4 protein-coding genes are annotated in these 14,622 nt (G+C 61.5%); 3 read left to right on the top strand and 1 reads right to left on the bottom strand.

Going from position 1 to position 14,622, the window contains the following annotated elements; genetic code table 11:
• The first annotated feature begins 48 nt into the window (after positions 1–48).
• On the top strand, positions 49–7,221 hold the full coding sequence (locus CRN80_RS25570) for an NEL-type E3 ubiquitin ligase domain-containing protein (protein WP_098951804.1): 7,173 nt from the start codon (positions 49–51) through the stop codon (positions 7,219–7,221).
• A gap of 122 nt (positions 7,222–7,343) precedes the next feature.
• On the opposite strand, the gene metH is transcribed toward CRN80_RS25570, so the two are convergent.
• The gene (gene metH / locus CRN80_RS25565; protein ID WP_098951803.1) at positions 7,344–11,054 is read right to left on the bottom strand and encodes a methionine synthase; all 3,711 of its coding nucleotides are present in this window, start codon (positions 11,052–11,054) and stop codon (positions 7,344–7,346) included.
• A 166-nt stretch (positions 11,055–11,220) separates the two neighbouring features.
• On the opposite strand from metH, the gene CRN80_RS25560 reads away from it, so the two are divergent.
• Positions 11,221–13,512, top strand: a complete 2,292-nt coding sequence (locus CRN80_RS25560; protein WP_098951801.1) for a fatty acid cis/trans isomerase — start codon at positions 11,221–11,223, stop codon at positions 13,510–13,512.
• An 82-nt stretch (positions 13,513–13,594) separates the two neighbouring features.
• The gene (locus tag CRN80_RS25555) at positions 13,595–14,617 is read left to right on the top strand and encodes an acyltransferase (RefSeq protein WP_098952693.1); all 1,023 of its coding nucleotides are present in this window, start codon (positions 13,595–13,597) and stop codon (positions 14,615–14,617) included.
• The last annotated feature ends 5 nt before the right edge of the window (positions 14,618–14,622 follow it).

Raw genomic sequence — 14,622 nt, 5'->3', positions numbered from 1 at the left:
CGGCAGCCAGCATGGTGTTCTGGCACTCCATATCAAAGGAGTGACCCGATGGCTGATGTAACCCAACCTTCCTCGCCTGCCGCGACGCAGAGCTTGCACGGCGACTTCCTCGAACGCGCCAGCCCCTCCTGGCTGATCGAGGCCATACCTGCGCGCAAGCAAGCGCTCAAGGACGCCGCCACGCCGCAGCCTGCCTGGCTCGAAAAAGCCTCGCCCGAGCAACGCAAGGCATTGGCGGCCAGCTTCCTGGCGAGCTTTACCGCACAGACCCAGCTGGACAAAACCATGGCCAGCTTCCAGGACATCGACGCCTTCGCCAGGCCCTTGTTGCTCAAGGCGTTGAAAGACCAATACCAGGTGGAGGTGGACGTCGATAAAACCTTGCTGTGCCTGCGCCGGCCGCTGGCGGTGGGAATTCTCGAAGTCGAGGTGTCGGACTTCCAGTTCCTGAAGCTGTCGATGCTGGAGGCGGCCCTGCATAACTTCGAAGCTTATGAGTGCAAGGAAGGGGCGTACCACAAGACCTCGGGGTTCATGGAGGCGACCAGCACCCCCGGCACCTACCATTCGGTGACGCTCAACCTCAAGGTCAGCCAGTTCCTCAGCCTGTGCCGCAGCCTGGACATCGGCGCCAAATACCAAGCGTATCTGCAGTCGTTTTTTTACCCTGAGGAGGGCGCTGCACACGTCACCCTGCGTGAGCACTTCATTGCCAGCCAGAAGGCTGCATTGAAGGCCGCCGCCGAGCAGGCCGTGTTGACTGGAGACATCCAGCCCGCCGACCAGCGCATGATTCTCTCGGTGATCGAGGGTGAAATTCACCCGTGGATGGGCGACAAGCAAGTGTGGTTCAGGACCCTGGGCCTGATGAAGCTCAGGATGACCGGCTGCATGGTGTTCTTGATCTGCAAGAAATACACCTACCCCAATGAGCTGATCATCTACATCCCCCAGGACCCGGTGCATCCGCTCAAGCGCTATACCTGGGCGCAAATGGAAAAAGAGTTCAAGCGCCTGTTTACCGAGCGCGATGCCGACAAGCGCGCCGACCCTGCGCCGACGCCGTACCAGGCATTCTTCAGTCGGTTCGTGCCCTATGCAAAGCGGGCTTACTACTTCAGCCAGTTCACCCAGAAGGCCGCCGACTCCCCGACGGACATCTGGCGCTCGCCATGGAAGAAACTCCTGGACTTCACCACGCCGCAGTTCATCACGGGCATCAAGGAGTTGCCACCCCAAGCGCCTGCCAAACTGGAACCCAACAACGACCCCTATCTGGCGCCGTCTACACGCACCCGAGCCGGCAAGGGCATCTGGGCGGCGAACATCGACCCCTGGAAGTATTTCTATGAGCAACATCGTGAACAGTTGATCGCCGACGCCCGCGCCCACGCGGTACCCACCGCTGAGGTGGATGCCAAGGCGCGTGACGCCAAGCTCGCACACCTGCTGGAAATCGGCATGCTTGGGCTGAACATCGCCTCGATGTTCGTGCCGGTACTCGGCGAGGTGATGATGGGGGTGATGGCTGGGCAGTTGCTCTATGAGACGTTGGAAGGCGCGGTAGAGTGGGGCGAAGGGGACTTGCAAGCGGCCAAGGCGCACTTGGTGGACGTCGCCGAAAACCTCGCGCAGATTGCGATCATGGCCGGCGTGGGCGCTGCGGTCAGTTGGCGGGCAGCCAAGGCGGAGCCTGTGATCGAAACGCTCAATGAGGTGACGCTGCCCGATGGTCGCACCCGGCTGTGGCGAGCCAGCCTGGACCGTTATGCCAGCCCGGTGGTGCTGGAGAACACGCTGAGTCCCAATGCCCTGGGCCAGTATGTGAAAGACGGCAAGACCTATGTCCGCCTCGGCGCCCAGGCTTACGAGCAAACGTACGACACGTCGCTGCGCAAATGGCGGATCAAGCACCCCAGCGATCCCCAGGCTTACCAGCCGATCCTTGAGCATAACGGCCACGGGGCCTGGCAACACACGTTGGAGCGCCCGCTGGAATGGGACCGCCTCACGCTGTTACGGCGTATCGGGCATGCCACCGAAGGCTTCACTGACGAGGCATTGCTCAAGCTGGCGGATATCAGCGGTGTCAGCGACAACACCCTGCGCAAAGTGCACGTTGAGCGCACGGTCGCGCCGCCCGAGCTGTTGGAAGCGATGCGCTTGTTCAAGGCCGACACCGCCGCCGCTGACGTGATCGAGCAACTGGAGGGCAGCAAACCCATTGATGAGCTGTACCTGTATGCACTGCCCTTGATTGTGGAAATGCCCAGGTGGCCCCAGGGTCGCGCGCTGGAAGTCATCGACGGCCCGGCGTTGACGGCCAAACCGGTCAAATATGGCGCCGGGCGTTCGCGCATTGGCGCGACCATCAAGGTCAGCCGTGAGCATATCCTGGGCGGCGAACTGCCCGAGCGTATCCTGCAGGCCCTGGATGAGTCCGAGCGCGTGAAGCTGCTCGGCGCCGAGGCGGCGCGGGTGAGCGAGGCGCGCACGCTGGAATTCAGCAAGCAACTGGCCGACTATGCTCGCCAGCGCAAACCGGCGATTTTTGACAGTATCTACACCGGCACCGAAGCAGTAGACCCACGTGTGCGCCGGCTGCAGCGTAATTGCCCCGGGCTCAGTGAATCGGCGGCGCACGCCGTGCTCGAACACGCCCAGGCGGACGAGCTGGCAGCGTTCGACAGCGCAACGCGCGTGCCCTTGAACATGTTGGAGGAAGCACGCTGGTACGCCCGCCAAGGGCGCCTGGTACGTGCCTATGCCGGCTTGCGCCGCGAAGCCATTGCCACGGCGGACACGCGCCGGCTGGCGCTGCATACCTTGCAGACATTGCCGGGCTGGCCGTCGACGCTACGCCTGCAAGTGCGTGATGGCCGTGTCGACGGTGCGTTGCTAGACAGCATCGGGCCTGAGACTGCGAGCGAGAAAAAGTACCTGGTCAAACAGGGGCCTGCCTACCAAGCCTTCGATGAGCGCGGTGAAGCCCTCAATAGCCTGCCCAGCCATGGCGATAATTTTTTCGCCTCGCTGATGCATGCCTTGCCTGATGATGCACGCCAGAGTCTGGGCGTGCCGCAGGTGAGCCAGCACGCTGCGCTGCAGGCAAAAATCATCGAACAGGCCGATGCCTATCGCATGCAAGCCGTAGAGTGGCTGGAACCCAAGACCCGCTGGTTCAAACCCCCTGTGCGCATCAACGGCGTACTTAAGGGCTATTACGCCAGTGGGCGCGCGCCGGACCATCGTCAAGCGGTTATCCGCGAAGTCCGCAGGATCTACCCGGATTTGACCGACGCCCAAGTCGATGACTTTATCCTTGAGCTGCGGCAGGCGGGCAACGACGTTCGGGCGATTGCGGACCGACTCAGGGCGTTGTTTGAAGAAAACCGCCAGATGCAGGCAACACTGGATGACTGGATCAGTCGCGCAGCGCCCGCCGAGCGCCATTACCACCTGTTGGCCGCCCAGGCCCTCAAGCGCAGTTGGCGCCAGGCCGTGCTGGCCGGCAAGGTGGCCGGTGCCGAGGTCTTGTCGCTGAACCTGGATACGCCGCTACCGCCCCTGACCGCGAACTTTTCCCATGTGCGCGAGTTGAACGTCAGTGGTGCCGCCTTGCATGACGGCAATATCGACGAATTTCTGCGCTATTTTCCCAGTCTTGAAAGCCTGTCCATCGAAGCCACCCAAGGCTTGCGCGCTGAGCGCGTGCCACGTCCGTTGTTGACCAACGTGCCGTTCTCGCTGGTGCGCCTGGAAGGCCTCAAGCACTTGAAGCTGACCTTCAGGGCGTCGGAGCTGGCGGAGCAGTTTCCCGCCAGGCTGGCAACATTGACCGGCCTTGAGCGCTTGGAGATCGGCTACTTTGGCTATCAGAGCGCACGCCTCGACAGCCTGGACCTTACACCGCTGAACCAGCTCAAAACGTTGAAAGTCGTTGCGCCCAATGTGACGTTGCACTGGCCGGCCTATGTCCAGCAACTGGCATTGCTGGAGCGCCTGGACCTGGCGCAAACCAAAGTGCTCAAACTTCCGGACAGCCTTTACACCGGGTATGAGCGGCTGTGGCGCGGGCTGTCGCTGGACTGGTCGCAATTGAGCTATGAAGCATTCAAGCCGGCCTACGAACACGTCAAGAATTACGCCGGCACCGCTGGTCCGCACCTGGTGAATCTGGATGAAATGGTCAGAGGTTTCGCCCAGGGAGAACTGACGTTGCTGATGGGCGAAAAGACGGTCGCCGAGCGAGTGACCAACGCGCTCATGAGCACCTGGAAGACCCCGCAAACACGCATGAATGCGCTCCAGGCGCTGCGCGAAGAACACCTGGGTATCTTCAAACAGTTTTATCAGCCGTCCACGTTGCTGGGCATCAGGCACAAGTTTCGCGTAGCGCACTGGGAGGCGGGGTATAACGCGCGCATCCTGACGGCGCTTGAGAAAAGCTGGAGCTGGGCCGTGCGTAAGCGCTACGGGGTCAAGCTCGACGATGAGCTCAGCGGGCAGGTCGATACGTTTGATGGTTCGGTGTTCGAACTGCCAGCCTTTGACCTGCCTACCGCTGCCGAGTTGAGCAGCGATAAAATTGACGAGTTGCCGGTGTTGCCAGCCGGTACGTTTTCCCATGTGAAAACGCTCAAGCTGAGCTGGCTCGAGGATGTGCCCGCCGACCAGCTCAAAGGCTTTGTCCACGCGTTTGGCGGGGTAGAGCAACTGGAATTGCGCTACAGCCACCTCAGCGACGTGCCTGTCGCCGCCGACGTGCTGCCTTCCCTGACCCACCTGAACCTGTCCGATAACCATATCGTGGTGACCCCAGCGGTGCAGGCTCAATTTGATGGAATGAAGAATCTGCAGGTGTTGAACCTGCAGTACAACCGGCTGGGGCGTTTGAATGTCAGCGCGATGACGAATCTGACCGCCTTGAATCTGCGCGAAACGCTGTTACAGGCATGGCCGACCGGTGCCGAAAACCTTACGCAGTTAGCCTGCCTGGACATACGTGACAACGCGTTGACGAGTGTGGCCCCAGGCGCCCTGAGCCACGCGGATATGCTGTTGCGTACTGAACTGGCGGGTAACCCGCTGAGTACGCAAGGTGAGGCAGCATTGACGGCGGCGCGTAACCGCATCGAGCGGCAGAGGGGGCTGCCAGAAGGCGCATTGAGCCGTTTTGCCCTGGCTCAAGAGCCCTGGCCATTTCCGCCCCCGGAGACGGCTGCGTCGTTGTCCCGGTATTTATTGCCTTGGCGGGAGCTACCTGAAGACCCTGGGTACCCCCTCAGCTTCGTCGTGCGCTTGCGCCGTGTGAATGCCATGTTGAACGATGAGCAAGGAGCGGCAAGGATCGAGCAGTTGCGCCAAGCCGGTATGAGTGACGCGCAACTCGATACGCTGCTCAGTCAATGGCAGCGGACCTTTGAGGCACTCACGCGAACCTTGAATGGCTGGGTATTCAGTCGGGAAATACGGATTGCCGATGGCGACACCGTCGCGTTCACCCGTACGCGAGCGGCAGAGTCTATCCGCTTTTCCTGGCAGCAAGGCGTGACGGCGGGACGCACCGGGCAGGTGGGGGACACATTGAGCCTGAGGGCGCTGAGGACCGGCGATCTGCCCGCGCTGAACCTGGCCTTTGACCATATCCGCACGCTCGATTTAACCGGCGTCCGGCTGACGGCCCAAGGCAGTAACGAATTTCTGGGCGCCTTCACGCGGGCAAACCGCCTGATACTCAGCGGTAACCAACTGTCAGCGCTGCCTGATGCGGTTGCAGGCATGACGCAACTTGAACGGCTGGAACTGGCCACCAACCTGTTCACAGAGGCACCCGCTCTGCCCACCCAGGCGGGCGCCGAACGCTTGCGCTGGCTGGACATGAGCCACAACGACCTGGAGGCGTTCGATGCCAGCGCGTTCAGTCGCCTTGAGACGCTGGACCTGAGCTACAACAGCCTGTCGACATGGCCTGAAGGGGTCTTGGCCGCCCCGCACCTGACCCGCTTGGACCTGAGCGGCAATGTGTTAACCAGCTTACCGCCCGGCCTGCTCAGTGGCGCCCATGATGCGTTGGTGGCGGGTACCGACTTGTCGGGCAACCACACCTTGACGCTTGCTACCCGGGAGGAACTGTACCAGTACGCCAAAATGCACCAACTGACCAATTTGATGGGGTTTCACCGCGTAGAGCTTGATGCCTGGCATCAACACTTCGACGCCGGTTCCGACAGCGATTCGGACTCCGGTTCCGACCCCGATTCCGATGACTCGGACGGCGATTCCGGTGGCGATCCGGGCGCTGCCGTCGAGCCAGTGGAGGCGGTGCCCGAGCTGCAGCGCACGGTGGCCAATGCCTCGCTGGAGCCCTGGCTGGAAGGTTCCAACCCTGGGCAGATAACACAGCGCACGGCGCTGTGGGTGCTGCTGGCGCACGCCCCTGACCATGACCGGTTTTTCTGGTTGATATCGAGCCTGCGCCTGACTTCGGAGTTCAACTTCAACCGCGCCAGCCTGACGCAGCGCGTGTGGGATGTGATCGAGGCCGCCACCACAAATGCCGAGTTGCGCAGCCTGTTGTTCGTCGAGGCTGAAACCCACGGCACCTGTATTGACGGGCGTATCCTCACCTTCAGTCAGATGGAGGTGCGGGTATTCGAGTACCGAGCCCTGCACGGCATCCCGCTGCAAAGGCCTGATCTTCGAGGGCGAGCGCTGCTGGATTTATCGCGGCAGTTGTTCCGGCTCGACCGGGTCGATCAACTGGCCGAAGCGTCGGCCACAGGCCTGGACCGGGCCGAGGAGCGCTTGAGGTATCGCATCGGCTTGACCCGTGGCTGGCCCGACGGTTTGGAACTGCCGGGGCAACCGGAGTACATGGCCTATGGCCGTCCGCTCGAGGGCACACGGCGCGCGCAGATCCAGGCCAGCATCCTCGCCCAGGAAGGCTCCGATGAGTTCATCGAGTACCTGGTCGCTCAGGATCATTGGGCTCGGTACCTGCAAGAGCGCTACCCCGAACAGTTCGATGCGCTGAACAAGGAGCTTGCGCAGAAGTACGAAGCACTGGAGGACGAGCACGCCGAGCGCGCCGATGCCCAGAGCCTGCGCCGTTACGAAGAAGCGCTGAATCAGCTGGAGGTGGAGCGGGCGACCGCGCGTAACCTGAAGTTGATGCAGTTGTCGCGCATGGAGATACAACGCCTGGCCAGCATTCGCTGAGGACTAATGTGGGAGCGGGCTTGCTCGCGAATGCGGTGTTTCAGTCAACTTATCAGTGACTGACACTCTGCTTTCGCGAGCAAGCCCGCTCCCACACTTTGACCGAGTTCGGCCTCGCTCTGTCAGTTGTCGTAACCCAGGTTCGGCGCCAGCCAGCGCTCGGTCACGGCCAGGTCCTGGCCTTTGCGTGCGGTGTAGCTGGTGACCTGGTCCTTGTCGACCTTGCCCACGGCGAAGTATTGCGCCTGGGGGTGGGCGAAGTACCAGCCACTGACCGCCGCCGCCGGGAACATCGCGTAGTGCTCGGTAAGGAACACTCCGCTGCGCCCGGCCTGCATTTCGCGGGCCTCTGGGTCGAGCAACTGGAACAACTGGGCCTTCTCGGTGTGGTCCGGGCACGCCGGGTAGCCGGGGGCAGGGCGGATGCCGCTGTATTGCTCTTTGATCAGCGCCTCGTTGTCCAGTTGCTCGTCCTTGGCGTAACCCCAATGCTCTTTACGCACCTGCTGATGCAGCCATTCGGCGCAGGCTTCGGCCAGGCGGTCGGCCAGGGCCTTGACCATGATCGAGTTGTAGTCGTCGCCCGCGTCCTGGTAGGCCTTGGCGACTTCTTCGGCGCCGATGCCGGCGGTGGTGATAAAGCCACCGATGTAGTCGGTCACGCCGCTGTCTTTGGGCGCGACGAAGTCAGCCAGGGAGAAGTTCGGCTTGCCGTCGGTCTTGATGATCTGCTGGCGCAGGTGATGCAACCGGGCAATCGGCTGGCCGTCGTCGCCGTAGACTTCCAGGTCATCGTCCTGCACCTGGTTGGTCGGCCAGAAACCGAACACGGCGCGGGCGCTGATGAGTTTTTCGTCGATCAGCTTCTTGAGCATGGCCCGGGCGTCTTCGTACAGCGCGGTGGCGGCTTCACCCACCACTTCATCGGTGAGGATGCGCGGGAATTTGCCGGCCAGGTCCCAGGAGATAAAGAACGGTGTCCAGTCGATGTACTCGGCCAACACGTTGAGGTCGATATTGTCCAGCACCTTGGCGCCGGTAAAGGTCGGCTCCACCGGCGTGTAGCCGCTCCAGTCAAACTGCGGCTTCTTGGCAATGGCGGCGGCGTAGCTCAAGCGCTCGGTACGCGCGCTGCGGTTGGAGGTGCGCTCACGCACGTCGATGTATTCCAGGCGGGTTTTCTCGACGAAACCGGCCTTCAGTTCCTTGGACAGCAACTGCGTGGCCACGCCCACGGCGCGGGAGGCGTCGGTGACGTAGATCACCGCGTCATTGCTGTACTTGGGCTCGATCTTCACCGCCGTGTGCGCCTTGGAGGTGGTGGCGCCACCGATCATCAGCGGCAGGTGGAAGTCCTGGCGCTGCATCTCGCGGGCCACGTGCACCATTTCGTCCAAGGATGGCGTGATCAGGCCGGACAGGCCAATGATGTCGCATTTCTGCTCCTTGGCCACCTGCAGGATCTTCTCCGCCGGCACCATCACGCCCAGGTCGACGATGTCATAGCCGTTGCAACCGAGCACCACGCCGACGATGTTCTTGCCGATGTCGTGCACGTCGCCCTTGACCGTGGCCATGAGGATCTTGCCCTTGGCTTCTGGCTTGTCGCCTTTTTCCAGCTCGATGAACGGGATCAAGTGCGCCACCGCCTGCTTCATCACGCGGGCGGATTTCACCACCTGGGGCAGGAACATTTTACCGGCGCCAAACAGGTCGCCGACGATGTTCATGCCCGACATCAGCGGGCCTTCGATCACTTCGATCGGGCGCGCAAACGACAGGCGCGATTCTTCGGTGTCTTCGACAATGTGCGTGGTGATGCCCTTGACCAGCGCATGTTCCAGGCGCTTGTTGACCTCCCAGCCACGCCATTCCTCGGTTTCGGCTTCCTTGACGCTGCCGTCGCCCTTGTACTTGTCGGCAATCGCCAGCAGGGCGTCGGTGCCGTCCGGCGTGCGGTTGAGCACCACGTCTTCCACGGCGTCACGCAGCTCGGCCGGGATTTGGTCGTAGATCTCCAGTTGGCCGGCGTTGACGATGCCCATGGTCAGGCCCGCGCGGATCGCATGCAGCAGGAACACCGAGTGGATTGCCTCGCGCACCGGGTTGTTGCCACGGAACGAGAACGATACGTTGGACACGCCACCGGAGGTCAGCGCATACGGCAGCTCGTCACGGATATAGGCACAGGCGTTGATGAAGTCGACGGCGTAGTTGTTGTGCTCTTCGATACCGGTGGCGACCGCGAAGATGTTCGGGTCGAAGATGATGTCTTCCGGTGGGAAGCCGACTTCATTGACCAGAATGTCGTAGGAGCGTTTGCAGATTTCTTTCTTGCGCGCCTCGGTGTCGGCCTGGCCGGCTTCGTCGAAGGCCATCACCACCACCGCCGCGCCGTAGCGCTTACACAGCTTGGCGTGGTGAATGAACTGCTCCACGCCTTCCTTCATGCTGATGGAGTTGACGATGCCCTTGCCCTGGATGCACTTGAGGCCGGCTTCGATCACTTCCCACTTGGAGGAGTCGATCATGATCGGCACGCGGGAGATGTCTGGCTCGCCGGCGATCAGATTAAGGAAGGTCACCATGGCCTTCTTCGAATCCAACATGCCTTCGTCCATGTTGATGTCGATCACCTGGGCGCCGGCTTCCACCTGCTGCAGGGCAACTTCCAGGGCTTCGGTGTAGTTGTCTTCACGGATCAGGCGGGCGAACTTGGCCGAGCCGGTAATGTTGGTGCGCTCGCCGACGTTGACGAACAACGAACTGCGGTCGATGGTGAACGGCTCCAGGCCCGACAGGCGGCAGGCCTTGGGAATCTCCGGGATCGGGCGCGGTGCATAACCGGCCACGGCCTTGGCGATGGCTTCGATATGCCCAGGCGTAGTGCCGCAGCAACCGCCGACGATGTTCAGAAAGCCGCTTTGGGCGAACTCTTCGATGACCTTGGCGGTTTCTGACGGCAGTTCATCGTACTCGCCGAATTCGTTGGGCAGGCCGGCGTTCGGGTGCGCCGACACATGGGTGTTGGCCTTGTTCGACAACTCTTCCAGGTAGGGACGCAGTTCGCTGGCGCCCAGGGCGCAGTTCAAGCCCACCGAGATCGGCTTGGCGTGGGCCACTGAGTTCCAGAACGCTTCGGTGGTCTGGCCTGACAGGGTACGGCCGGAGGCGTCGGTGATGGTGCCGGAAATCATGATCGGCAGCTCGATACCGAGGGCTTCGAACACGCCTTGCACGGCGAATATCGCGGCCTTGGCGTTGAGGGTGTCGAAGATGGTTTCGATCAGGATCAGGTCGGCGCCGCCTTCGATCAGGCCCTGGGTGGCCTCGGTGTAGTTTTCCACCAGTTCATCGAAGGTCACGTTGCGGTAGCCGGGGTTGTTCACGTCTGGCGACAGCGAGCAGGTGCGGCTGGTCGGGCCCAGTACGCCGGCCACGAAGCGCGGCTTGGCCGGGTTTTCGTGGGTCTTGGCGTCGGCCACTTTGCGCGCCAGGCGTGCGCCTTCCACGTTCAGTTCATAGGCCAGTTCTTCCATGCCATAGTCGGCCATGGAGATGCGTGTGGCGTTGAAGGTGTTGGTTTCCAGAATGTCGGCGCCGGCGTCCAGGTAGGCCTTCTCGATGCCGCCAATCACGTCGGGGCGGGTGAGCACCAGCAGGTCGTTGTTGCCCTTGACGTCGCTCGGCCAATCGGCGAAGCGTTTGCCACGGTAGTCCTGCTCCTCGAGCTTATAGCTCTGGATCATCGTGCCCATGCCACCGTCCAGGATCAGGATACGTTCCTTGAGGGCGTGGTGAAGGGCTTGCAGACGAACGCTTCGGTCGGACATGGGACTACTCTGGTCAGGCATTTCGGAGGGCGTGAATCATAACAAACCTGCGGGCTTTTGGAGCATGTAGAGGTTTTGCATGAATATCGCTCATGTTGCTGGGGTGCATGGCCCGGTAGAATCACGCCACTTCAAACACCGCACGCCTTGAATCGGGACCGGATACATGTCACTTCGTTTAATCGTCAGCGCCGTCCTGGCCTTGATAGCCAGCAGCGCTCAGGCGGAAGGTCCCGCTTCGGCGATTTCCTACACCCGCGACATCCAACCGATCTTTACTGAAAAGTGCGTGGCCTGCCATGCCTGCTATGACTCCGCCTGCCAGCTCAACCTGGGCAGTGCCGAAGGCGCAGCGCGGGGCGCAAGCAAAATGCCGGTGTACGACGGCGAGCGCAGCCAAGCCACGCCCACCACCCGTTTGTTTTATGACGCTTTCGGCAAACAGGCGTGGCAGCAGAAGGGCTTCTATTCGGTACTGGACGCCCAGGGCAGCCAGGCTGCGTTGATGGCGCGCATGCTGGAGCTGGGGCACAACGCACCGTTGGCGCCCAATGCCAAGCTGCCCGACAACATTGTGCTGGGGCTCAACCGCGAGAACATGTGCGCGACGCCCGGCGAGTTCACTGCCTATGCCGGTGCTCACCCCAAGGAAGGCATGCCGCTGGCCGTCACCGGCCTGACCGACCAGCAATACCAGACCCTGCAACGCTGGCTGGCCTCCGGCGCGCCGATTGACGAGCAAGGCCTGGCACCGAGCGCCAGGGAAGCGTTGCAAGTGCAGCAGTGGGAAAACCTGTTCAACCAGCCGGGCGCCCGTGAAAGCCTGGTGGCGCGCTGGCTGTTCGAGCATTTGTTCCTGGCGCATATCTACTTCGAGAACGGCGAGCCGGGGCATTACTTCCAGTGGGTGCGATCGCGTACGCCCAGTGGCCAGCCGATTGACCTGATCGCCACCCGTCGCCCCAACGACGACCCAGGCACCCAGGTGTATTACCGCCTGTGGCCGGTGCAGGGTGTGATCGTGCATAAAACCCACATCACTTATCCGTTCAGTGCCCAGAAGATGGCGCGGATCAAGGCGCTGTTCTACGGCGGCGACTGGCAGGTCACAGCCTTGCCAGGCTACGGCCCTGGCAGCCGTGCCAACCCGTTCGCGACATTCGAAGCGATCCCGGCCAAAGCGCGTTACCAATTCATGCTCGATAACGCCGAGTACTTCGTGCGTACCTTCATTCGCGGGCCGGTGTGCCGTGGGCAGATCGCCACGGACGTGATCCGCGATAACTTCTGGACGCTGTTCCAGGACCCCGACCACGACCTGTACATCACCGATGCGCGTTATCGCGGCCAGGCCACGCCGTTGCTGGCCATGCCTGGGCAGAATGACGACGTGGGCAGCGTGCTGAGCCTGTGGCTGGCGTATCGCGACAAGCGCAACCAGTACGAAGCCCTGCGCCGCGACAACTACGCAGACCTGCCGGCGCCGAGCTGGTCGACATTGTGGGCGGGCAATGACAACGCCTTGCTGAGTATTTTCCGCCATTTCGACAGCGCCTCGGTGACCAAGGGCCTGATTGGCGAGGTCCCGCAAACGATGTGGTTGTTCGACTATCCGCTGCTGGAGCGCACCTATTACCAGTTGGCGGTGAATTTTGATGTGTTCGGCAACGTCTCGCACCAGGCCCAGACCCGGCTGTATTTCGACCTGATCCGTAACGGCGCCGAGCAGAACTTCCTGCGCTTGATGCCAGCGGATACCCGCGAAGACTTCATGGACGACTGGTACCAGAACAGCGGCAAGCTCAAGCTGTGGCTGGACTACGAGGCAATTGACGATGACAAGGCCAGTGGTTTGCACCTGAGCGAGAAGGACCCCAAGCGTGACTTCGCCAACCAGTTGCTGACCCGCTACGGCCATTTGAACGCAAGCCCCGACCCGATCAACCGCTGCAGCGGCGCGTTTTGCTCCCGCGACGGCATCGACCCGGCCTTGCAGGATGCCGAGCAAGCGCTGAGCCGCCTGACCTCGCGCCCGGCGGCGGGGCTCAAGGTGATCGAGCAATTGCCCGAAGCCACCATGCTGCGCATCGAAACCGCCAGCGGCAAGCGCGAGGTCTACAGCCTGCTGCGCAACCGTGCCCACAGTAACGTGGCGTTCCTGCTGGGTGAGGCGTATCGCTATCAGCCGGGCCTGGACACAGTGACGATCTACCCAGGCGTGCTCAGCAGCTACCCGAACTTCATGTTCAATATCCCGGCCCGGCAAGTGCCTGAGTTTGTCGCGCAAATGGAGCAAGCCAAGGACGCCAAGAGCTTCGAGAAAATCGTCGATCGCTGGGGTGTACGTCGCAGTCACCCGCTGTTCTGGCAGTACTTCCATGACTTGTCGCGGTATATCCACGAAACCACGCCGGTGGAAGAGGGCGTATTGGACATGAACCGCTACGAGAACCTATAACTACCGCTATTGATCCGGTCATTTCTCCATGCGGGGGCTGAAGCAGTCGGATATCTACCTACGGATTGGAAAGGGGATGCCGATGTTGATTTCAGTGCAGTTGCTACGCGCGTTGGCGGCATGGCTGGTTGTGGGGCACCACGTTATGCAGCTGTTTTTCAACTTCGAGGTCCACAACGCGTTGGAGGACCTGTTAGTCGAAAAGGGCGGCGCTGGCGTGGATGTGTTCTTCGTCATCAGCGGCTTGGTGATTTTCCTCGCAACTGCCGATAAAGCGCTGACACCTTGGCGTTTCATGCTGATGCGCGTAGCCAGGATTGCGCCGGCCTATTGGTTCTATACCGTACTGTTGGCCGTGCTGGCGGCGGCCATGCCTTCGATGTTTGCAGACGTTGAGCTCGAACTCGGCCATATACTCCTTTCAATGCTCTTTATCCCAGCGCAAAACCCCGCGGGCTATGGCGTCTATCCCTTGCTGGACGTGGGCTGGACGCTGAATTTCGAGATGCTGTTCTACTGTCTGTTTGCGGCTGCCTTGTTAGTGGGGCAAGCCTATCGGCTATGGGTGGTGGCGTTGTTGCTGTATCTGCTGTGTTACGTCATTGGCCCCGCCTTCGATTTGGCCGATGGGTTTTACCGTAATGACATTGTCCTGGAGTTTCTCATGGGCGTGGCGATCGGCATGCTGTATCGCCGCGGCCTGTGCCGGGCCAGGCCGTGGTTGGCGTTGCTGGGGATCATGGCGGCACTGGCGGCGATCTATCACGGCGCGGATGTCCCCCGTGCGTTGGAATGGGGCCTGCCCAGCGCTGTGCTGGTGATCAGTTGTGTGGCGCTGGAGCCGTATTTGCGCGGCTCGCGCGTTATAAAAATGCTGGGGGATTGTTCCTACTCGGTGTACCTGCTTCATGTCCTGGTGCTGTGCGCGGGGCGCTGGGCCATCGAGCAACGTGGGGTAGACCCCTACACCATGGTGCCTGTGTGTATCGTCATCATTGCGCTGGGCGCATTCGCCAGCTACCACGTGTTGGAGAGGGGCACGCACCGCAGGCTCAAACGCTGGTTTGGCATTGATGACGCGATACCCTCTCGGCAAGCTCATTAGGGCTG

It is taken from the genome of Pseudomonas sp. FDAARGOS_380, from assembly GCF_002591235.1.
In the GTDB taxonomy this organism is placed as follows: domain Bacteria; phylum Pseudomonadota; class Gammaproteobacteria; order Pseudomonadales; family Pseudomonadaceae; genus Aquipseudomonas; species Aquipseudomonas salmasensis.
This window is presented reverse-complemented; position numbering and strand designations above follow the sequence as displayed.

What these genes read in the sequence shown, in the direction of transcription:
- CRN80_RS25570 (WP_098951804.1), top strand. Translation starts at nt 49, where the DNA reads ATGGCTGATGTAACCCAACCTTCCTCGCCTGCCGCGACGCAGAGCTTG.
- metH (WP_098951803.1), bottom strand. Translation starts at nt 11,054, where the DNA reads ATGTCCGACCGAAGCGTTCGTCTGCAAGCCCTTCACCACGCCCTCAAG.
- CRN80_RS25560 (WP_098951801.1), top strand. Translation starts at nt 11,221, where the DNA reads ATGTCACTTCGTTTAATCGTCAGCGCCGTCCTGGCCTTGATAGCCAGC.
- CRN80_RS25555 (WP_098952693.1), top strand. Translation starts at nt 13,595, where the DNA reads ATGTTGATTTCAGTGCAGTTGCTACGCGCGTTGGCGGCATGGCTGGTT.